Here is a 19,988-nt window from a genome sequence, read left to right on the forward strand (position 1 = left end):
GCTCATAACCCGAAGGTCGTCGGTTCAAATCCGGCCCCCGCAACCACTTTCCCATAAAGTTCTTTTTCAAATATACTGTGAAGACTCAGAGCCTTCGTAGCTGGATTTGAAAAAATTCTTTCGGAGAGTGCTCCAGGCCACAGTTGTGGCTATAGGGTTCAGTTATCTAAAGCCCCGATTTATCGGGGTTTTTTGTTATCTGACTACAGAATAACTGGGCTTTACGCCCTTTTTTTATGTCTTGGGGGTGGGCTTGTCCACATTAGAGCAAAAATTAACAGAGATGATTACTGCACCGGTCGAAGCACTGGGCTACGAACTGGTCGGCATCGAATTCGTTCGCGGCCGTACATCGACGCTGCGCATCTATATTGATAGTGAAGATGGCATCAATGTTGATGATTGTGCTGATGTCAGCCACCAGGTGAGTGCGGTTCTTGATGTTGAAGACCCAATTACCGTTGCGTACAACCTGGAAGTTTCCTCACCTGGCCTCGATCGTCCGATGTTCACGGCCGAGCACTATGTGCGCTTTACCGGTGAAGAAGTGGCTCTCGTTCTGCGTATGGCCGTACAGAACCGCCGTAAATGGCAGGGAATTATCAAAGCCGTTGATGGTGAAATGATCACGGTGACAGTCGAAGGCAAAGATGAAGTGTTCGCGCTGAGTAATATCCAGAAGGCGAACCTGGTTCCCCACTTTTAACAGTCTGGATTGAGGTGAAAAGCCCGCGATGAACAAAGAAATTTTGGCTGTTGTTGAAGCCGTCTCCAACGAGAAATCACTGCCGCGTGAGAAGATTTTCGAAGCGCTGGAAAGTGCACTGGCTACAGCAACCAAGAAAAAATACGAACAAGAGATCGATGTTCGCGTAGAAATCGATCGTAAAAGCGGTGACTTCGATACATTCCGTCGTTGGGTAATTGTTGAAGAAGTGACCCAGCCGACCAAAGAGATCACGCTGGAAGCGGCACGTTTTGAAGACGAAAGTCTGAACGTGGGTGACTACGTTGAAGATCAGATTGAATCTGTCACCTTTGACCGTATCACTACCCAGACCGCGAAACAGGTTATCGTGCAGAAAGTGCGCGAAGCCGAGCGCGCACTGGTGGTTGACCAGTTCCGCGATCAGGAAGGCGAAATCATTACCGGCGTGGTGAAGAAAGTAAACCGCGACAACATCTCTCTGGAGATCAAATCCGAAGGGATGCCGGGTAACGCTGAAGCGGTGATCCTGCGTGAAGACATGCTGCCGCGTGAAAACTTCCGCCCGGGCGACCGTATCCGTGGTGTGCTGTACGCCGTGCGTCCTGAAGCGCGTGGTGCTCAACTGTTCGTGACCCGTTCAAAACCGGAAATGCTGGTTGAACTGTTCCGTATCGAAGTTCCGGAAATCGGTGAAGAAGTCATCGAAATCAAAGCGGCGGCTCGCGATCCGGGCTCCCGTGCGAAAATTGCGGTGAAAACGAACGACAAGCGTATCGACCCGGTCGGTGCTTGCGTCGGTATGCGTGGTGCGCGTGTTCAGGCGGTATCTACCGAGCTGGGCGGCGAACGTATTGATATCGTTCTGTGGGATGACAACCCGGCGCAATTCGTGATCAACGCAATGGCTCCGGCAGATGTGGCGTCTATCGTTGTTGACGAAGACAAACACACCATGGATATCGCTGTTGAAGCGGGCAACCTGGCGCAGGCGATTGGCCGTAACGGTCAGAACGTACGTCTGGCGTCACAGCTGAGCGGCTGGGAACTCAACGTAATGACCGTTGACGACCTGCAGGCCAAGCATCAGGCTGAAGCCCATGCGGCGATCGATACCTTCACCAAATACCTCGACATTGACGAAGATTTCGCCACTGTTCTGGTTGAGGAAGGTTTCTCTACGCTGGAAGAACTGGCCTATGTGCCAATGAAAGAGCTGCTGGAAATTGACGGTCTGGATGAACCAACCGTTGAAGCCCTGCGTGAACGCGCTAAAAACGCACTGACCACCCTGGCACTGGCTCAGGAAGAAAGCCTTGGCGATAAGAAGCCGGCTGATGACCTGCTGAATCTGGAAGGTCTTGATCGTGCGATTGCGTTCAAGCTGGCTGCCCGTGGTGTTTGTACGCTGGAAGATCTCGCTGAGCAAGGCGTTGATGACCTGGCTGATATCGAAGGTTTAACCGACGAGAAAGCCGGCGAACTCATCATGGCCGCACGTAATATTTGCTGGTTCGGCGACGAAGCGTAATAAACTGTAGCAGGAAGGAACAGCATGACTGATGTAACTGTAAAATCGCTGGCTGCTGAGATTCAGACCTCCGTGGACCGCCTGGTACAGCAATTTGCTGATGCAGGGATCCCGAAGTCCGCTGATGACTCGGTGACCGCGCAAGAAAAACAAACCTTGTTAACGCACCTGAACCGTGAGCACGGTTCTACGCCTGACAAGTTAACGCTGCAGCGCAAAACGCGCAGCACGTTGAATATTCCTGGTACCGGTGGCAAAAGTAAATCGGTACAAATTGAAGTCCGCAAGACGCGCACCTTTGTAAAACGTGATCCGCAAGAGGCAGAACGCCTTGCCGCGGAAGAGCAGGCACAGCGTGAAGCGGAAGAACAAGCTCAGCGTGAGGCGGAAGCTGCCGCCAAACGCGAGGCAGAATTAAAAGCTGAACGTGAGGCCGCAGAAAAAGCGAAACGCGACGCCAGTGATAAAGTGAAGCGTGACGCTGCGGAAAAAGACAAAGTGAGCAATCAACAGACAGACGAAATGACCAAAACTGCCCAGGCTGAAAAAGCCCGTCGTGAAAATGAAGCTGCCGAACTGAAGCGTAAAGCCGAAGAAGAAGCACGCCGCAAGCTCGAAGAAGAAGCTCGCCGCGTCGCTGAAGAAGCACGCCGTATGGCAGAAGAAAACGAGAAGAACGGTGTGAATACCGTTGAACCGACTGAAGACACCAGCGACTATCACGTCACCACTTCTCAGCACGCACGTCAGGCTGAAGATGACAACGACCGTGAAGTAGAAGGCGGCCGTGGCCGTGGTCGTAATGCAAAAGCTGCGCGTCCTGCGAAGAAAGGTAACAAGCACGCTGAATCCAAAGCCGATCGTGAAGAAGCACGCGCTGCTGTTCGCGGTGGTAAAGGTGGCAAGCGTAAGGGTTCCGCTCTGCAGCAGAGCTTCCAGAAGCCCGCTCAGGCTGTTAACCGTGACGTCGTGATCGGCGAAACCATCACCGTTGGCGAACTGGCGAACAAGATGGCGGTTAAAGGCTCTCAGGTCATCAAAGCGATGATGAAGCTGGGTGCAATGGCGACCATCAACCAGGTTATCGACCAGGAAACCGCGCAGCTGGTTGCCGAAGAGATGGGCCACAAAGTTATCCTGCGTCGTGAAAACGAGCTGGAAGAAGCCGTAATGAGCGACCGTGATACTGGCGCTGCGGCTGAACCGCGTGCACCGGTTGTGACCATTATGGGTCACGTTGACCACGGTAAAACCTCTCTGCTTGACTACATTCGTTCTACGAAAGTTGCCTCTGGCGAAGCGGGTGGTATTACCCAGCACATCGGTGCTTACCACGTAGAAACCGACAACGGTATGATTACCTTCCTGGATACCCCAGGCCACGCAGCGTTTACGTCTATGCGTGCTCGTGGTGCTCAGGCAACGGATATCGTTGTGCTGGTTGTTGCTGCAGACGACGGCGTAATGCCGCAAACCATCGAAGCTATCCAGCACGCGAAAGCGGCGCAGGTGCCTCTGGTTGTTGCAGTCAACAAAATCGATAAGCCAGAAGCCGATCTGGACCGTGTTAAAAACGAACTGTCTCAGTATGGCGTTATGCCGGAAGAGTGGGGCGGTGAAGCACAGTTCATCCCAGTATCTGCTAAAGCGGGTACCGGTATTGACGACCTTCTGAACGCTATCCTGCTGCAGGCTGAAGTTCTGGAGCTGAAAGCCGTGCGTAAAGGTATGGCGAGCGGTGCGGTGATCGAATCCTTCCTGGATAAAGGTCGTGGCCCGGTTGCAACCGTTCTGGTTCGTGAAGGTACCCTGCTTAAGGGCGATATCGTTCTGTGTGGCTTCGAATACGGTCGTGTTCGTGCAATGCGTAACGAACTGGGTCAGGAAGTGCTGGAAGCGGGTCCGTCCATTCCAGTTGAAATCCTCGGTCTGTCCGGTGTGCCGGCTGCCGGTGACGAAGTGACCGTCGTGCGTGACGAGAAGAAAGCGCGTGAAGTGGCACTGTATCGTCAGGGCAAATTCCGTGAAGTTAAACTGGCTCGTCAGCAGAAATCTAAACTCGAGAACATGTTTGCTAACATGACCGAGGGTGAAGTTCACGAAGTGAACGTTGTGCTGAAAGCTGACGTTCAGGGTTCTGTGGAAGCGATCTCCGACTCCTTGCTGAAACTGTCTACCGACGAAGTGAAAGTGAAGATCATCGGTTCTGGCGTAGGTGGTATCACCGAAACCGACGCGACCCTGGCTGCTGCGTCCAACGCCATCCTGGTAGGCTTTAACGTGCGTGCTGATGCTTCTGCTCGCCGCGTGATCGAAGCGGAAAGCCTGGATCTGCGCTACTACTCCGTCATCTATAACCTGATCGACGAAGTGAAAGCGGCGATGAGCGGCATGCTGTCTCCTGAGCTGAAACAGCAGATCATCGGTCTGGCTGAAGTGCGTGACGTGTTCAAATCACCGAAATTCGGTGCGATCGCGGGCTGTATGGTTACCGAAGGTACCATCAAGCGGCACAACCCAATCCGCGTACTGCGTGACAACGTGGTTATCTACGAAGGTGAGCTGGAATCTCTGCGCCGCTTCAAAGATGACGTTAACGAAGTCCGTAACGGCATGGAATGTGGTATCGGTGTGAAGAACTACAACGACGTACGCGTTGGCGATATGATCGAAGTGTTCGAAATCATCGAGATCCAACGCAGCATCGATTAATTGAGATCGTAGGCCGGGTTAGCGAAGCGCCATCCGGCAATTATTTCAAAAGGGGCTTAAGCCCCTTTTTTGTCTGGAGAATTTATTATGGCGAAAGAATTTGGTCGCCCACAGCGCGTGGCGCAGGAAATGCAAAAAGAGATCGCGCTTATCCTGCAACGCGAAATTAAAGACCCTCGCATCGGCGTGATGACCACCGTGTCCGGCGTGGAAATGTCCCGTGACCTGGCCTACGCCAAAGTGTTCGTCACCTTCCTGAACGATCAGGACGAAGCGGCCGTGAAGAACGGCATTAAAGCGCTGCAGGAAGCCTCCGGGTTTATCCGCTCTCTGCTCGGCAAAGCGATGCGTCTGCGTATCGTGCCTGAGCTGACCTTCTTCTACGACAACTCGCTGGTAGAAGGTATGCGCATGTCCAATCTGGTGACCAGCGTGGTGAAACATGACGACGAACGTCGTGTTAACCCGACGGACGACAGCAAGGAGGACTAATGAGTCGTCCTCGTCGTCGTGGTCGCGACGTGCATGGCGTGCTGCTGCTGGACAAACCGCAGGGGGCATCCAGCAACGACGTGCTGCAAAAAGTGAAGCGTCTTTATAACGCCAACCGGGCGGGCCACACCGGCGCGCTCGATCCGCTGGCGACCGGTATGCTGCCGATCTGCCTGGGAGAGGCGACAAAGTTTTCCCAGTATCTGCTCGACTCCGATAAGCGTTACCGCGTTATCGCGAAGCTCGGCCAGCGCACGGATACCTCCGACGCGGATGGCCAGGTCGTGGAAGAACGTCCGGTGACCTTCAGTACTGAACAGCTTGACGCTGCGCTGGAGAGCTTCCGCGGGGACACGATGCAGGTGCCGTCGATGTATTCCGCCCTGAAATACCAGGGCAAGAAACTCTACGAATATGCGCGTCAGGGCATTGACGTTCCGCGCGAAGCCCGTCCGATAACCGTGTATGAGCTGCTCTTTATTCGCCACGAAGGTGATGAACTGGAGCTGGAAGTGCACTGTTCCAAAGGGACGTACATTCGTACCATCATCGACGACCTCGGTGAAAAACTAGGTTGCGGTGCGCATGTTATCTACCTGCGCCGTCTGGCGGTGAGTAAGTACCCGGTTGAGCGGATGGTGACGCTTGAGCACCTGCGCGAGCTGGTTGAACAGGCGGAAGTACAGGGGATCGCGCCAGCAGCGTTGCTGGATCCCTTGCTGATGCCAATGGACAGTCCGGCAGCGGACTTCCCGGTGGTTAATCTTCCTTTAACATCGTCCGTTTACTTTAAGAACGGCAACCCGGTTCGCACGGCGGAAGCTCCGCTGGAAGGGCTGGTGCGCGTGACCGAAGGTGACGACGGTAAGTTTATCGGCATGGGCGAAATGGATGGCGAAGGGCGCGTTGCGCCGCGTCGTCTGGTCGTCGAATATCCGGTCGACGCGTGACGGTGATAACGCCTCATCTTGCGATAAGCAGGGGAGACGAGTAGAATATTGCCGCTTAACGCCTGGTAAATTGTTTAACAATCTGCGAGGCGTACATGGGGTCGCTGAATTAGAGATCGGCACCCTTACATTCTTTATACTTTGGAGTTTTAAAATGTCTCTAAGCGTTGAAGCTAAAGCTAAAATCGTTTCTGAGTTTGGTCGTGGTACTAACGACAGCGGTTCTACCGAAGTTCAGGTTGCTCTGCTGACTGCACAGATTAACCACCTGCAGGGTCACTTTGCAGAGCACAAAAAAGATCACCACAGCCGTCGTGGTCTGCTGCGTATGGTTTCTCAGCGTCGTAAACTGCTCGACTACCTGAAACGTAAAGATGTTGCACGTTACACCGCGCTGATCGAGCGTCTGGGTCTGCGTCGCTAAGTCTTGCGAGTTTCAGAAAAGGGGGCCTGATGGCCCCTTTTTTCAACCAGACGGCAGCAATTCACTGGAAACTATTGTATTGTTGCTATAAATGATCTTCATTGCAGAGGTTCGCGCGGCTAATGAGAGGCTTCACCCATGGGGGTGTCGGTTGTCATTAGTCGCGAGGATGCGAAGAAGGTCGGGTTAAATCGACAGCACGCCGGTGGTGTGCTGTCATACATTTAAGAAAGGACAGAATTTTGCTGAATCCGATCGTTCGTAAATTCCAGTATGGTCAACATACCGTCACGCTGGAAACCGGCATGATGGCACGTCAGGCTACTGCTGCCGTTATGGTAAGCATGGATGACACCGCGGTGTTCGTCACCGTAGTGGGCCAGAAAAAAGCTAAACCAGGTCAGGACTTCTTCCCGCTGACCGTTAACTACCAGGAGCGTACCTACGCTGCCGGTAAAATCCCTGGTGGTTTCTTCCGTCGTGAAGGCCGTCCAAGCGAAGGCGAAACCCTGATCGCGCGTCTGATTGACCGCCCGGTTCGTCCGCTGTTCCCGGAAGGCTTCGTTAACGAAGTACAGGTTATCGCAACCGTAGTTTCCGTTAACCCACAGGTTAACCCGGACATCGTTGCGATGATCGGTGCATCTGCTGCCCTGTCACTGTCTGGTATTCCATTCAATGGCCCAATCGGTGCCGCGCGCGTGGGTTACATCAATGACCAGTACGTGCTGAACCCAACTCAGGAAGAGCTGAAAGAAAGTAAGCTGGACCTGGTTGTTGCCGGTACTGAAGCGGCGGTTCTGATGGTTGAATCCGAAGCAGAACTGCTGAGCGAAGACCAGATGCTGGGCGCAGTGGTCTTCGGCCACGATCAGCAGCAGATCGTTATCCAGAACATCAACGACCTGGTGAAAGAAGCCGGTAAGCCACGTTGGGACTGGCAGCCAGAAGCAGCAAACGACGCGCTGAACGCACGTGTTGCGGCACTGGCAGAGTCTCGTCTGAGCGACGCGTACCGCATCACCGACAAACAGGAGCGCTATGCTCAGGTTGATGTGATCAAATCTGAAGTGACCGCGACCCTGGTTGCTGAAGACGAAACGCTGGACGCTAACGAAATTGGCGAAATCCTGCACGCTATCGAGAAAAACGTTGTTCGTAGCCGCGTACTGGCCGGCGAGCCGCGTATTGATGGCCGTGAAAAAGACATGATCCGTGGTCTGGATGTGCGTACTGGCGTACTGCCACGTACTCACGGTTCCGCACTGTTTACCCGTGGTGAAACGCAGGCCCTGGTCACCGCGACCCTGGGTACCGCTCGTGACGCACAGATCATCGACGAACTGATGGGCGAGCGCACTGACAACTTCCTGTTCCACTACAACTTCCCTCCGTACTCCGTAGGGGAAACCGGCATGGTTGGCTCGCCGAAGCGTCGTGAAATTGGTCACGGTCGTCTGGCGAAGCGCGGCGTGCTGGCCGTGATGCCAGAAGCTGACAAATTCCCGTACACCGTTCGTGTGGTGTCTGAAATCACCGAATCTAACGGTTCTTCTTCCATGGCTTCCGTATGTGGTGCTTCTTTGGCACTGATGGATGCAGGCGTGCCGATCAAAGCCGCTGTTGCGGGTATCGCAATGGGCCTGGTGAAAGAAGGCGACAACTTCGTAGTTCTGTCTGACATTCTGGGTGACGAAGATCACCTCGGCGATATGGACTTCAAAGTGGCGGGTTCCCGCGACGGTATCTCTGCACTGCAGATGGATATCAAAATTGAAGGTATCACCAAAGAGATCATGCAGGTTGCTCTGAACCAGGCTAAAGGTGCGCGTCTGCACATCCTGGGCGTGATGGAACAGGCGATTAACGCGCCGCGTGGCGACATTTCTCAGTTCGCTCCACGTATCCACACCATCAAGATCAATCCAGACAAGATCAAAGATGTTATCGGTAAGGGCGGTTCCGTAATCCGTGCGCTGACCGAAGAGACGGGCACCACCATCGAAATCGAAGATGACGGTACTGTGAAGATCGCAGCAACCGACGGCGAGAAAGCGAAATTCGCTATCCGTCGTATCGAAGAGATCACCGCTGAAATCGAAGTGGGCCGTATCTACAACGGTAAAGTGACCCGTATCGTTGACTTTGGCGCGTTCGTTGCCATCGGTGGCGGTAAAGAAGGTCTGGTTCACATCTCTCAGATCGCTGACAAGCGCGTTGAGAAAGTGACCGATTACCTGCAGATGGGTCAGGAAGTACCGGTTAAAGTTCTGGAAGTTGACCGCCAGGGCCGTATCCGTCTGAGCATTAAAGAAGCAACCGAGCAGTCTCAGCCTGCTGCGGCGCCGGAAACTCCGGCTGCTGAACAGCAAGGCGAGTAAGGTTGCCATTTGCCCTCCGCATTGCGGAGGGCCTGGTATCAGGCAGGACGCCTTGTTAAGCCGCCGGGGGACAGGACGTTCATCCAATAGTTGTCTTCGGGAGTGGGAAATGAAGCCTTTTTTGCGCTGGTGTTTCGTTGCGACAGCTTTAACGCTGGCAGGATGCAGCAACTCTGCCTGGCGTAAGAGCGAAGTCCTCGCAGTGCCATTGCAACCGACTTTGCAGCAGGAAGTGATTCTGGCACGCATGGAACAAATTCTTGCCAGTCGGGCTTTAACCGATGACGAACGCGCACAGCTTTTATATGAGCGCGGAGTGTTGTATGATAGTCTCGGTCTGAGGGCATTAGCGCGAAATGATTTTTCACAAGCGCTGGCTATCCGACCTGATATGCCTGAAGTATTCAATTACTTAGGCATTTATTTAACGCAGGCAGGCAATTTTGATGCTGCCTATGAAGCGTTTGATTCTGTACTTGAGCTTGATCCAACTTACAACTACGCGCACTTGAATCGCGGTATCGCATTGTACTACGGCGGTCGTGATAAGTTAGCGCAAGATGATCTGCTGGCGTTTTATCAAGACGATCCTAATGATCCTTTCCGTAGCCTGTGGCTTTACATCGTTGAGCAGAAGCTCGATGAGAAGCAGGCAAAAGAGGCCCTGAAACAGCGCTTCGATAAATCGGACAAGGAACAGTGGGGATGGAACATTGTCGAGTTCTACCTGGGCAACATTAGCGAAGCAACGCTGATGGAACGCCTCAAGGCGGACGCAACGGATAACACCTCGCTCGCTGAGCATCTCAGTGAAACCAACTTCTATTTAGGTAAGTACTACCTAAGTCTGGGGGATAAGGACAGCGCTACGGCACTGTTCAAATTAGCGGTTGCTAACAACGTACACAATTTCGTTGAGCACCGTTATGCATTGTTGGAATTATCGCTCTTGGGCCAGGAGCAAGACGACCTGGCAGAATCGGACCAGCAATAGCTGACGACATAAACATCAGCCCGTAATCTTTTGATTGCCATCACCTTAACTGGTGAGGGCGTTGTTGTTCGTCAATACACCTACTTTGAGCCGGTTCACACTTTTCAATGAAAATTGCTAATCATTTTCACGATGAGCTAAGTAGACTGGCCGCCATTAATATCGAGGCACTTGTACTACATGGCTGAATTCGAAACCACTTTTGCAGATCTGGGCCTGAAGGCTCCTATCCTTGAAGCCCTTAACGATCTGGGTTACGAAAAACCATCTCCGATCCAGGCTGAGTGTATCCCACACCTGCTTTCTGGTCGTGACGTGCTGGGCATGGCCCAGACTGGTAGCGGTAAAACTGCAGCGTTCTCGCTGCCGCTGCTGAACAACATCGATCCGGACCTGCGTGCACCGCAGATCCTTGTCCTGGCTCCAACCCGTGAACTGGCTGTTCAGGTTGCTGAAGCCATGACGGAATTCTCAAAACATATGCGCGGCGTAAACGTGGTAGCCCTTTACGGTGGCCAGCGTTATGACGTGCAGTTACGCGCCCTGCGCCAGGGCCCACAGATTGTTGTCGGTACGCCGGGCCGTCTGCTGGATCACCTGAAGCGCGGTACGCTGGATCTCTCTAAACTGAGCGGTCTGGTACTGGACGAAGCAGATGAAATGCTGCGTATGGGCTTCATCGAAGACGTCGAAACCATCATGGCGCAGATCCCAGAAGGTCATCAGACCGCGCTGTTCTCTGCCACCATGCCAGAGGCGATTCGTCGTATCACCAAACGCTTCATGAAAGATCCTCAGGAAGTGCGTATTCAGTCCAGCGTCACCACTCGCCCGGACATCAGCCAGAGCTACTGGTCTGTGTACGGCATGCGCAAAAACGAAGCGCTGGTACGTTTCCTGGAAGCGGAAGATTTTGATGCGGCGATTATCTTCGTGCGTACCAAAAACGCGACCCTGGAAGTGGCTGAAGCACTGGAGCGTAACGGCTACAACAGCGCAGCACTGAACGGTGACATGAACCAGGCTCTGCGTGAGCAGACGCTGGAGCGCCTGAAAGACGGTCGTCTGGATATCCTGATTGCAACCGACGTGGCAGCACGTGGTCTGGACGTTGAGCGTATCAGCCTGGTTGTTAACTACGACATCCCGATGGATTCCGAGTCTTACGTTCACCGTATCGGCCGTACCGGTCGTGCGGGTCGTGCGGGCCGTGCGCTGCTGTTCGTTGAGAACCGCGAGCGTCGTCTGCTGCGTAACATCGAACGCACCATGAAGCTGACTATTCCAGAAGCTGAACTGCCAAACGCAGAACTGCTGGGCAAACGCCGTCTGGAAAAATTCGCCGCGAAAGTACAGCAGCAGCTGGAAAGCAGCGATCTGGATCAGTACCGTGCACTGCTGTCGCAGATTCAGCCTACGGCTGAAGGCGAAGAGCTGGACATGGAAACCCTGGCTGCGGCACTGCTGAAAATGGCGCAGGGCGAACGTACTCTGATCGTGCCACCTGATGCGCCAATGCGTCCTAAGCGTGAATTCCGTGACCGTGACGATCGCTTTGAACGTCGTGGCGACCGTAACGATCGTGGCCCACGTGGTGACCGTCCAGAGCGTGGTGGTGAAGACCGTCCACGTCGTGAACGCCGTGAAGCGGGCGATATGGAACTGTACCGCATTGAAGTGGGCCGTGATGATGGTGTTGAAGTTCGTCACATCGTTGGCGCTATCGCTAACGAAGGCGACATCAGCAGCCGTTACATCGGTAACATCAAGCTGTTCGCATCCCACTCTACCATCGAGCTGCCAAAAGGTATGCCGGGCGAAGTACTGCAGCACTTTACTCGCACCCGCATCCTGAACAAGCCGATGAACATGCAGCTGCTGGGCGATGCTCAGCCACGTCCTGACCGTGGCGGCGAACGTCGTGGCGGTGGTCGCAGTTTCGGCGGCGAGCGTCGTGAAGGCGGTCGCACAGAAGGTCGCGGTGGTGAAGGTCGTCGTTTCTCCGGCGAGCGCCGCGAAAACCGTGGCCCACGTCGTGAAGAAGGCACCAGCCGTCGTCGTTTCGGTGACGCGTAAGCCTTACGCTTCTGACGTAAAGTAAAATATACAGCCCCGATAAATGCTATCGGGGCTTTTTTTATTCCCTTTGTACTCTTGTACTGGTACAGTGCGTCACACTAAAATGCAGAACCGCATATTTGACTGGAGAAAAGGCTGTATGGCGACACTAACCACCACCCAAACGTCACCTTCGCTGCTTGGCGGCGTGGTGATCATCGGCGGAACCATTATAGGTGCCGGGATGTTTTCCCTGCCTGTGGTCATGTCCGGTGCGTGGTTCTTCTGGTCGCTGGCGGCGCTGGTCTTTACCTGGTTCTGTATGCTCCATTCCGGGCTGATGATCCTTGAGGCGAACCTCAACTACCGCATTGGCTCCAGCTTCGACACCATCACCAAAGATCTGCTGGGCAAGGGCTGGAACCTGGTAAACGGGCTTTCCATCGCGTTTGTGCTCTACATTCTGACCTACGCGTACATTTCCGCGAGCGGTTCGATACTGCACCACACCTTTGCTGAGATGTCGCTAAACGTTCCGGCGCGTCTGGCGGGTCTGTGTTTTGCTCTGGGCGTGGCCTTTATCGTCTGGATGAGTACCAAAGCGGTGAGCCGCATGACGGCGATTGTGTTGGGTGCAAAGGTCATCACCTTCTTCCTGACCTTCGGTAGCCTGCTGGGGCACGTCACGCCCGCCACGCTGTTTAATGTCGCGGAAGCGAATACTTCCTACACCCCGTATCTGCTGATGACGCTGCCGTTCTGTCTGGCATCGTTTGGCTACCACGGTAACGTGCCGAGCCTGATGAAGTACTACGGCAAAGATCCACGCACCATCGTGAAGTGTCTGGTCTACGGTACGCTGCTGGCGCTGGGGCTGTATGTGATTTGGCTGCTGGGGACGATGGGCAACATCCCGCGTCCAGAGTTTATCGGCATTGCGCAGAAAGGCGGTAACATTGATGTGCTGGTTCAAGCGTTGAGCGGCGTGCTGAACAGCCGTAGCCTGGATCTGCTGCTGGTGATCTTCTCCAACTTTGCCGTGGCGAGCTCTTTCCTCGGCGTGACGCTGGGTCTGTTTGACTACCTGGCGGATCTGTTTGGCTTTGATGATTCCGCGATGGGACGTTTCAAAACGGCGCTGCTGACGTTCCTGCCGCCCGTTGCGGGGGGGCTGCTGTGGCCGAACGGTTTCCTGTACGCCATCGGCTATGCGGGTCTGGCGGCAACCATTTGGGCGGCGATTGTGCCGGCGCTGCTGGCGCGTAAATCACGTAAACGCTTCGGTAGCCCTAAATTCCGCGTCTGGGGTGGCAAACCGATGATTGCACTGATCCTGGTGTTTGGGGTGGGTAACGCGGTGGTTCACGTGCTGTCGAGCTTTAATCTGTTGCCGGTATACCAGTAAAACGTGCGGCTTGCTCCCTCACCCCGACCCTCTCCCAAAGGGAGAGGGAGCAAAGCAAAAAACTACCCCACCAACTCCTCTTTCACCTGCATCGCCAAATCAAACGAATGCAAACGCGCCTGGTGATCGAAAATCTGGCCGTTAACCATAATCTCATCCGCCTGCGTTTCACGCAGCACCGCTTCCAGACCGTGTCGCACTTTCGCTTTATCCCCCACCAGCGACATGCTCAGCGCCTGCTGCACGCCATACTGCTCAGAGGCAGACCAAAGCTGATGCATATTCTCCACCGGCGGTGGAAGTTGCCCCGTCTCACCGCGGCGCAGCTTCACAAACGCCTGCTGCATGGAGGTAAACAGGAATTCTGCATCGCGATTACTGTCGGCGGCAATGATGTTAATACACACCATCGCGTACGGTTTCTCCAGACGTTCAGACGGTTTAAAGTTCGTACGATAGAGATGCAGAGCCTGATGCAGCATATCCGGTGCGAAATGCGAGGCAAACGCAAACGGCAAACCCAGTTGCGCGGCAAGCTGCGCGCTATAAAGACTTGAACCCAGCAGCCACACCGGGATCTTCTCGCCGTAGCCCGGCACCGGGCGCACGTTTGGGTTCGGATCGCGCGCGTCAAACCAGTCAACCAGTTCAGCCACATCGCGCGGGAAGTTGTCGATATCGCCGCTCATATGGCGACGCAGGGCGCGCATGGTCGGCTGGTCGCTACCTGGCGCACGACCCAGCCCCAAATCAATACGGCCAGGATAGAGGGTATTCAGCGTGCCAAACTGCTCGGCAATCACCAGCGGGGCGTGGTTCGGCAGCATCACGCCCCCGGAGCCCAGATGCAATGTCGTTGTGTTCGCCGCCAGATAACCAATCAGGACCGAGGTGGCGGCGCTAGCAATGCCGACCATGTTGTGGTGCTCGGCCAGCCAGTAGCGATGGTAGCCACGCTTTTCAGCCAGTTGAGCCAGATCGAGAGAATGCGAAAAGGCTTCTCTGGCCGAGGAGTCTTGTGGGATCGGCGCCAGGTCCAGCACCGAAAACGGAAGGGTTTTGTCAGTCATAACAGCTCACTTTGTCGACGGTCAATCTTTAATACTGCATTAAAAAATGATAACCGTTGTTAACAAAGTGAGCCTTTTTTAGGCCTGCAGTTCCAGCCCGGCCAGGCGTTTCCAGTAACCATTACAGTCGCTGTTTGCCGTTAGCGGCAGCGGAGCTGCGCCGGTTTCATTTGCGCGGAAGGCGTCCAGCATTGTGAACACGCCGGTATCCAGAGGGGATAAACGCACCATATCCACCAGGCCGTCCATTGACGCCAGTTCGTTGCCCAGGTTATAGACATAGCCGCTCATGGTCTGGATCCCGTTCAGGACAAACACCTGCTGATTTTCCTGGGATAGCACGCTGCGCCCGTTCGGGTACTTGATGCAGCAGGTTTCACACTCGTCTTTCGGGCGGTCTTCCGAACGCGCGGTAAAGCAGCGCGCGGAATAAGCCAGCGGAAGATGGCCGTAGCTCAGCACTTCCACTTCAAACTGATTGCGAATGCCGAGATCGTCACACTGCGTCAGCAGGTTTACCAGCCAGTCGCGGGAGAGTTCCACCGGCATACACCAGCGCGTCATTCCCTGTTTGAGCAGCAGGCGCAGCGTGACGGCGTTATAGCAGTTCAATGCATGACCCGCGACGAACGGTAACTTACGTTCGGCGCACATGTTCACCACGCCCAGGTCGCTCGCTTCCAGCAGGAACTCACCGTTTTCAACGTAGCGTTTCAGTTCACCCAGTTCGGACGAGGCTTGCACCAGCGCGAGCGTCGAGAGCACCACCTGTTTACCGCTTCCGGCGAGACTTTTCGCCATCTCCAGCCAGTCGCCCACTTTGGTGGCGCGGCGCTTGCTGCACACGGCTTCACCGAGATAAATCACATCAGCGCTGCTGGTGGCGGCCTGTTGGTAAAAATCTTCCAGCGTCTCTTTTGGCCAGTAGTAGAGCACCGGTCCTAATGAATATTTCATGGTTATCTCACTGCCATTTACGGTGATACGCGCCAAGCGTCGTTTGCGTGCCTTCGGACATAGAACCGAGCGTCTCCATCCAGGCTGCCTGCGGAGCATAGTTTTGCGGGTCCGCCATGCAGCGGTCGATAGCCTGACGCCAGACTTTCGCCACCTGGCTCACATAGGCCGGGCTACGCTGGCGACCTTCAATTTTTACCGAGGCAATATTCGCCGCCAGCAGTTCCGGCAGCAGCTCCAGCGTGTTGAGGCTGGTAGGCTCTTCCAGCGCGTGGTAGCGCTCACCGTCAACCAGATATCGACCTTTGCATAACGTTGGATAACCCGCGTTTTCGCCGTCCTGATAGCGGTCAATCAACACTTCATTCAGGCGTGATTCCAGCCCCTGCGGGGTTTGTTGCCAGCGGACAAAGCGGGCAGGAGAGCAGGCCCCAACGGTATTGGGTGATTCACCGGTTAAATAAGAAGAAAGGTAGCAACGGCCTTCGGCCATGATGCACAGGCTGCCAAAGGCAAAAACTTCCAGCGGCACTGGCGTGACGCGCGCGAGTTGCTTAACCTGATGAATGGAGAGCACGCGGGGCAGCACCACGCGAGCGACGTCAAAGTGTTGATGATAAAAACGCACGGCCTCTTCATTCGTGGCTGATGCCTGAACAGAGACGTGGCGCTCAATATGCGGATAGCGTTCTGCCGCATACTCAAGCATGGCGAGGTCGGCCAGGATTAACGCATCGGCACCCAGCTGTGCGGCCATATCCACCGCGCGCTGCCAGCGGGCATAGCCGTCAGGATGCGCAAAGGTATTAATGGCAATATGCAGTTTGCGGCGGTGCTGGTGAACGAAGTTAACGGCTTCCTGAAGCTTTTTCTCCGTAAAGTTGAGGCCAGCAAAATGGCGGGCGTTGGTATCATCTTTCAGCCCGATATAGACCGCATCGGCCCCATTTTCGATGGCCGCCTTAAGCGCCGGTAGGTTACCGGCAGGGCAGAGCAGCTCCATAAATTATCCTGATGTAGTCGATCGCAAAATTGTTAACGAGCTGGGATTTTAATTAACCCCTGGGCGACAATTTTTGATTTAAGGCAGCTAATGGCGTATTGATGACACCAATAATGAGCGTCACCGGACGACGGTTTGTTGATTTACGCCGCTATGTTGTGCGTCGGATATGGCAAAATAGCGGGACTATTGCTATCAGGGAGTAAAGCTCGTGCTGGATAAACTGCGTTCACGTCTCGTACAATTCGGTCCATCAATGCTGAGCGTGCCGGTGAAACTGGCGCCGTTCGCGCTAAAACGTCAGGTGCTCGAGCAGGTCCTGAGCTGGCAATTCCGCCAGGCGCTGCAGGACGGCGAGCTGGAGTTTCTGGAAGGCCGCTGGCTGAGCATTGAGGTGCGTGACATCGGGCTGCGCTGGTTTACCTCGGTTGAGAATGATCAACTCATTGTGCGTGAGTCCGCCGAGGCGGATGTGAGCTTTAGCGCCAGTGCCAGCGATCTGCTGATGATCGCCGCGCGTAAACAGGATCCGGATACGTTATTCTTCCAGCGCCGTCTGGTCATTGAAGGCGATACGGAGCTGGGTCTGTACGTGAAAAATTTAATGGATGCCATTGAGCTGGAGCAGATGCCGAAAGCGCTGCGCGTGATGCTGATGCAAATGGCAGATTTCGTTGAGGCTGGGCTGAAAACCCCGCCTGACAGTAAACACACTTCAGTAGGTGAGCCATGCTGATTCGAGTCGAAATTGGGATTGATGCACCGGGTATCGATGCGTTGTTACGCCGCGCTTTTGAGAGCGATGCGGAGGCCCAACTGGTCCACGATCTCCGTGAAGACGGCCTGATTACTTTAGGGCTGGTAGCCACCGATGACGAAGGTCAGGTTGTTGGCTATGTTGCCTTCAGCCCGGTAATTGTTCAGGGCGAAGATCTGCAGTGGGTAGGCATGGCACCGCTGGCGGTCGATGAGAACTATCGCGGCCAGGGCCTGGCGCGCCAGCTGGTGTATGAAGGGCTGGACTCGCTGAATGAGTTTGGCTATGCCGCCGTGGTCACGCTGGGCGATCCGGCATTTTATGGCCGCTTAGGCTTCGAGCAGGCCGCGCATTACGATCTGCGCTGCCGCTGGCCGGGTACCGAATCCGCCTTCCAGGTACATCGCCTGGCGGATGATGCCCTGAACGGTGTGAGTGGCCTGGTTGATTACCACGATCACTTCAATCGTTTCTGAGCAGGCTTTCGCGTAGCGCCTCAAATGAGCCGTCTCCGGTAACGAGGCGCTCTTTCTGGCGCTTCGTCAGCTGTTTAATTCGGTATTCCAGCCTGAGCGCCAGCGACCTGTCGCCGACGGCGGCGTAAAAAGCCAGCTGAAGTTCACCTTTCCCCCGCAGCGCTTTTGCCCCTTTCCCCGTTTGATGTTGTAAAAAACGCCGCGCCACATCGGTAGTGATCCCGGTGTAGAGTGCGTTATCAGCGGTTCGGACGAGATAGAGAAACCAGCACACGGTAAACAGATTCAGTATGTTAAGGTGAACGCACCATAGCATGAGAGAGAGCGAAAATGGAAACACTGGCAGCCATTAACCGCTGGCTGGCGAAGCAGCATGTCGTCACCTGGTGCGTCTGTAAAGACGAAGAGATGTGGTGCGCGAACGCCTTTTATTACTACGATCCCGAGCGTGTAGCCTTCTATGTCATGAGCGAAGACAAAACGCGGCATGCGCAAATGACCGGCCAGCAGGCGAAGGTGGCGGGTACGGTAAATGGCCAGCCCAAAACGGTCGCGCTGATCCGTGGCGTGCAGTTCAAGGGAGAGATCCGTCGGCTGGAGGGAGAAGAGAGCGACGCGCGCCGTAAGCACTACACGCGCCGCTTCCCGGTTGCCGCTGCGCTAAAAGCCCCGGTGTGGGAAATCCGCCTCGATGAGCTGAAATTTACCGACAACACGCTGGGCTTTGGCAAGAAGCTTCACTGGCTACGCGCCGAGCAGGCGTAGCGCTTCCCGGTTAAACGCCGGAAGATCGTCCGGGGTCCGGCTGGTGATCAACTGGTCTTTGTCGTTGACCACTTCCTGATCGTAAAACTCAGCCCCCGCATTTTTCAGATCGATAACGATCGGTTTCACCGCCGTCAGCTTACGTCCGCGGACCACGTCGGCGCTGATCAGCAGCTGCGGGCCGTGACAGATAGCAAAGACCGGTTTTCCGGTAGCGACAAAGTCACGTGTGAAAGTGACGAAACGCTCGTCCCCGCGCAGGGAATCCGGTGAATGGCCGCCGGGTAACAGCAGGGCGTCGAAATCAGACGGGCTGACGTTATCGATGGTTTCGTCGATGGTCACGCTGGCTTCGCCCTTATGGCCTTTCACCGTTTTGCCCGCTTCTTTCTCAATGGTAATGACCTCATGTCCCGCCTTGCGGAATGCCTCTGCAGGAGAGGTGAATTCTGAATCTTCAAACTCGTCGGTAATCAAGACTGCGATTTTCTTGCCCATGCTTCCTCCGTTGTTTTGGCTTCAGACTGATTTTTCTCCGCTTGTGGTAAATACTTACCTGTAACAGACTTCTAAGTGTGGTCGACCACGCTGAGTTCGCAAACGGACAATTCTGTAAAGGGGATACGATGAGTCAGGTACTGATTACGGGCGCGACCGGGCTGGTCGGCGGGCATCTGCTGCGGCTGCTGATCCAGGATCGCCATATTAACTATATCGCCGCACCGACGCGTCGCCCGCTGCTGGATATCTCCGGCGTCTTTAACCCGCACGACCCGCAGCTCACCGACGCGCTGGCGCAGGTGCAGGACCCGATTGATATCGCCTTTTGCTGCCTCGGTACGACGCGGCGTGAGGCGGGCAGTAAAGAAGCCTTTGTCCATGCGGATTACACGCTGGTGGTGGATACCGCACTGACGGCGAAAAAATTGGGGGCAAAGCATTTTCTGGTGGTCAGTTCGCACGGCGCGAGCACCGGCTCGCCGTTTTTTTACAACCAGGTGAAGGGCAAGATGGAAGAGGCGCTGATTGCCCAGAAGTGGGAATATTTGACCATTGTGCGACCTTCCATGCTGATGGGGCACCGCGACGAACGGCGCTTTAACGAGTCTGTTTTCGCTCCGCTGTTTCGCATCCTGCCGGGTAACTGGAAGTCCATTGAGGCGCGGGATGTCGCGCAGGCGATGCTGAAAGAGGCGCTGGCACCGTCGCAGGAAGGGGTCAATATCATCCCTTCGGCAAAACTGCGTGAAATCGCGCAGGGCGAGGCGTAAACTTCTCCGGCTTATTCAATAACACTCTCCGGGGAA

At 54.9% G+C, this 19,988-nt stretch carries 20 protein-coding genes; 15 read left to right on the plus strand and 5 right to left on the minus strand.

Annotated elements, in window-relative coordinates:
- Window positions 1–253: 253 nt before the first annotated feature.
- From rimP to mtr, 11 genes are all read left to right on the plus strand, one after another.
- Complete coding sequence (gene rimP / locus L977_RS05820; RefSeq protein ID WP_014833432.1) at window positions 254–706, plus strand: ribosome maturation factor RimP; 453 nt, start codon at window positions 254–256, stop codon at window positions 704–706.
- Window positions 707–734: 28 nt separating this feature from the next.
- Window positions 735–2,237 carry a transcription termination factor NusA gene (gene nusA / locus L977_RS05825; RefSeq protein ID WP_014885374.1) on the plus strand — a complete coding sequence of 501 codons (1,503 nt, stop codon included), beginning with the start codon at window positions 735–737 and terminating at the stop codon, window positions 2,235–2,237.
- Between the two features lie 24 nt (window positions 2,238–2,261).
- The gene (gene infB / locus L977_RS05830) at window positions 2,262–4,949 is read left to right on the plus strand and encodes a translation initiation factor IF-2 (RefSeq protein WP_014885373.1); all 2,688 of its coding nucleotides are present in this window, start codon (window positions 2,262–2,264) and stop codon (window positions 4,947–4,949) included.
- Between the two features lie 87 nt (window positions 4,950–5,036).
- Window positions 5,037–5,441 (plus strand): 30S ribosome-binding factor RbfA, encoded by a 405-nt coding sequence (gene rbfA, locus L977_RS05835; protein ID WP_014885372.1) that lies wholly within the window; start codon window positions 5,037–5,039, stop codon window positions 5,439–5,441.
- Window positions 5,441–6,391, plus strand: a complete 951-nt coding sequence (truB, locus tag L977_RS05840; protein WP_047344573.1) for a tRNA pseudouridine(55) synthase TruB — start codon at window positions 5,441–5,443, stop codon at window positions 6,389–6,391. The genes rbfA and truB overlap by 1 nt, the downstream gene beginning before the upstream one ends.
- 154 nt (window positions 6,392–6,545) lie before the next feature.
- Window positions 6,546–6,815, plus strand: a complete 270-nt coding sequence (gene rpsO, locus L977_RS05845) for a 30S ribosomal protein S15 (RefSeq protein ID WP_003861789.1) — start codon at window positions 6,546–6,548, stop codon at window positions 6,813–6,815.
- Window positions 6,816–7,057: 242 nt separating this feature from the next.
- Window positions 7,058–9,196, plus strand: a complete 2,139-nt coding sequence (pnp, locus tag L977_RS05850; RefSeq protein WP_023331391.1) for a polyribonucleotide nucleotidyltransferase — start codon at window positions 7,058–7,060, stop codon at window positions 9,194–9,196.
- 109 nt (window positions 9,197–9,305) lie between these two features.
- On the plus strand, window positions 9,306–10,190 hold the full coding sequence (gene nlpI / locus L977_RS05855) for a lipoprotein NlpI (protein WP_013098912.1): 885 nt from the start codon (window positions 9,306–9,308) through the stop codon (window positions 10,188–10,190).
- A 107-nt stretch (window positions 10,191–10,297) separates the two neighbouring features.
- The gene (yrbN, locus tag L977_RS24420) at window positions 10,298–10,378 is read left to right on the plus strand and encodes a protein YrbN (RefSeq protein WP_097397692.1); all 81 of its coding nucleotides are present in this window, start codon (window positions 10,298–10,300) and stop codon (window positions 10,376–10,378) included.
- Complete coding sequence (locus tag L977_RS05860; RefSeq protein ID WP_014885369.1) at window positions 10,371–12,266, plus strand: DEAD/DEAH family ATP-dependent RNA helicase; 1,896 nt, start codon at window positions 10,371–10,373, stop codon at window positions 12,264–12,266. Before yrbN ends, L977_RS05860 begins: the two co-directional genes overlap by 8 nt.
- 142 nt (window positions 12,267–12,408) lie before the next feature.
- Window positions 12,409–13,653 carry a tryptophan permease gene (gene mtr / locus L977_RS05865; RefSeq protein WP_045134771.1) on the plus strand — a complete coding sequence of 415 codons (1,245 nt, stop codon included), beginning with the start codon at window positions 12,409–12,411 and terminating at the stop codon, window positions 13,651–13,653.
- A 62-nt stretch (window positions 13,654–13,715) separates the two neighbouring features.
- Here the strand turns inward: mtr and L977_RS05870 are convergent, their stop codons facing one another.
- From L977_RS05870 to ubiU, 3 genes are all read right to left on the minus strand, one after another.
- Window positions 13,716–14,723: a luciferase-like monooxygenase gene (locus L977_RS05870; protein ID WP_047625277.1), complete on the minus strand. Its 1,008-nt coding sequence runs from the start codon at window positions 14,721–14,723 to the stop codon at window positions 13,716–13,718.
- 78 nt (window positions 14,724–14,801) lie between these two features.
- Window positions 14,802–15,680, minus strand: a complete 879-nt coding sequence (locus L977_RS05875; protein ID WP_014885367.1) for a U32 family peptidase — start codon at window positions 15,678–15,680, stop codon at window positions 14,802–14,804.
- A 7-nt stretch (window positions 15,681–15,687) separates the two neighbouring features.
- A complete protein-coding gene (gene ubiU, locus L977_RS05880) occupies window positions 15,688–16,683 on the minus strand; it encodes a ubiquinone anaerobic biosynthesis protein UbiU (protein ID WP_014885366.1) in 996 nt (331 codons plus the stop codon).
- 211 nt (window positions 16,684–16,894) lie between these two features.
- Between ubiU and ubiT the strand changes: the two genes are divergently transcribed.
- Both ubiT and L977_RS05890 read left to right on the plus strand, forming a co-directional pair.
- Window positions 16,895–17,419: a ubiquinone anaerobic biosynthesis accessory factor UbiT gene (ubiT, locus tag L977_RS05885; RefSeq protein ID WP_014885365.1), complete on the plus strand. Its 525-nt coding sequence runs from the start codon at window positions 16,895–16,897 to the stop codon at window positions 17,417–17,419.
- Window positions 17,413–17,916, plus strand: a complete 504-nt coding sequence (locus L977_RS05890) for a GNAT family N-acetyltransferase (protein ID WP_014885364.1) — start codon at window positions 17,413–17,415, stop codon at window positions 17,914–17,916. Before ubiT ends, L977_RS05890 begins: the two co-directional genes overlap by 7 nt.
- Here L977_RS05890 and L977_RS05895 read toward each other — a convergent pair.
- A complete protein-coding gene (locus L977_RS05895) occupies window positions 17,903–18,232 on the minus strand; it encodes a GIY-YIG nuclease family protein (RefSeq protein ID WP_023331388.1) in 330 nt (109 codons plus the stop codon). The two genes, L977_RS05890 and L977_RS05895, sit on opposite strands and share 14 nt — an antisense overlap.
- Window positions 18,233–18,246: 14 nt before the next feature.
- Between L977_RS05895 and L977_RS05900 the strand changes: the two genes are divergently transcribed.
- On the plus strand, window positions 18,247–18,681 hold the full coding sequence (locus L977_RS05900) for a YhbP family protein (protein WP_023331387.1): 435 nt from the start codon (window positions 18,247–18,249) through the stop codon (window positions 18,679–18,681).
- Here the strand turns inward: L977_RS05900 and L977_RS05905 are convergent.
- Window positions 18,661–19,179 carry a type 1 glutamine amidotransferase domain-containing protein gene (locus L977_RS05905; protein ID WP_014885361.1) on the minus strand — a complete coding sequence of 173 codons (519 nt, stop codon included), beginning with the start codon at window positions 19,177–19,179 and terminating at the stop codon, window positions 18,661–18,663. The genes L977_RS05900 and L977_RS05905 overlap by 21 nt on opposite strands.
- Before the next feature lie 128 nt (window positions 19,180–19,307).
- Between L977_RS05905 and L977_RS05910 the strand changes: the two genes are divergently transcribed.
- Complete coding sequence (locus L977_RS05910; RefSeq protein ID WP_014885360.1) at window positions 19,308–19,952, plus strand: NAD(P)H-binding protein; 645 nt, start codon at window positions 19,308–19,310, stop codon at window positions 19,950–19,952.
- Window positions 19,953–19,988 lie beyond the last annotated feature (36 nt).

The sequence above is a fragment of the Enterobacter sp. ZOR0014 genome, from assembly GCF_000798855.1.
GTDB lineage: Bacteria > Pseudomonadota > Gammaproteobacteria > Enterobacterales > Enterobacteriaceae > Enterobacter > Enterobacter kobei.

Excerpts from the sequence above, each read along its gene's own strand:
- L977_RS05905 (WP_014885361.1), bottom strand. The coding sequence starts at position 19,179 with ATGGGCAAGAAAATCGCAGTCTTGATTACCGACGAGTTTGAAGATTCA.
- mtr (WP_045134771.1), top strand. The coding sequence starts at position 12,409 with ATGGCGACACTAACCACCACCCAAACGTCACCTTCGCTGCTTGGCGGC.
- truB (WP_047344573.1), top strand. The coding sequence starts at position 5,441 with ATGAGTCGTCCTCGTCGTCGTGGTCGCGACGTGCATGGCGTGCTGCTG.
- L977_RS05910 (WP_014885360.1), top strand. The coding sequence starts at position 19,308 with ATGAGTCAGGTACTGATTACGGGCGCGACCGGGCTGGTCGGCGGGCAT.
- nusA (WP_014885374.1), top strand. The coding sequence starts at position 735 with ATGAACAAAGAAATTTTGGCTGTTGTTGAAGCCGTCTCCAACGAGAAA.
- rbfA (WP_014885372.1), top strand. The coding sequence starts at position 5,037 with ATGGCGAAAGAATTTGGTCGCCCACAGCGCGTGGCGCAGGAAATGCAA.
- L977_RS05870 (WP_047625277.1), bottom strand. The coding sequence starts at position 14,723 with ATGACTGACAAAACCCTTCCGTTTTCGGTGCTGGACCTGGCGCCGATC.
- L977_RS05875 (WP_014885367.1), bottom strand. The coding sequence starts at position 15,680 with ATGAAATATTCATTAGGACCGGTGCTCTACTACTGGCCAAAAGAGACG.
- L977_RS05890 (WP_014885364.1), top strand. The coding sequence starts at position 17,413 with ATGCTGATTCGAGTCGAAATTGGGATTGATGCACCGGGTATCGATGCG.
- L977_RS05900 (WP_023331387.1), top strand. The coding sequence starts at position 18,247 with ATGGAAACACTGGCAGCCATTAACCGCTGGCTGGCGAAGCAGCATGTC.
- rpsO (WP_003861789.1), top strand. The coding sequence starts at position 6,546 with ATGTCTCTAAGCGTTGAAGCTAAAGCTAAAATCGTTTCTGAGTTTGGT.
- infB (WP_014885373.1), top strand. The coding sequence starts at position 2,262 with ATGACTGATGTAACTGTAAAATCGCTGGCTGCTGAGATTCAGACCTCC.
- ubiU (WP_014885366.1), bottom strand. The coding sequence starts at position 16,683 with ATGGAGCTGCTCTGCCCTGCCGGTAACCTACCGGCGCTTAAGGCGGCC.
- nlpI (WP_013098912.1), top strand. The coding sequence starts at position 9,306 with ATGAAGCCTTTTTTGCGCTGGTGTTTCGTTGCGACAGCTTTAACGCTG.
- L977_RS05860 (WP_014885369.1), top strand. The coding sequence starts at position 10,371 with ATGGCTGAATTCGAAACCACTTTTGCAGATCTGGGCCTGAAGGCTCCT.
- L977_RS05895 (WP_023331388.1), bottom strand. The coding sequence starts at position 18,232 with ATGCTATGGTGCGTTCACCTTAACATACTGAATCTGTTTACCGTGTGC.
- yrbN (WP_097397692.1), top strand. The coding sequence starts at position 10,298 with ATGAAAATTGCTAATCATTTTCACGATGAGCTAAGTAGACTGGCCGCC.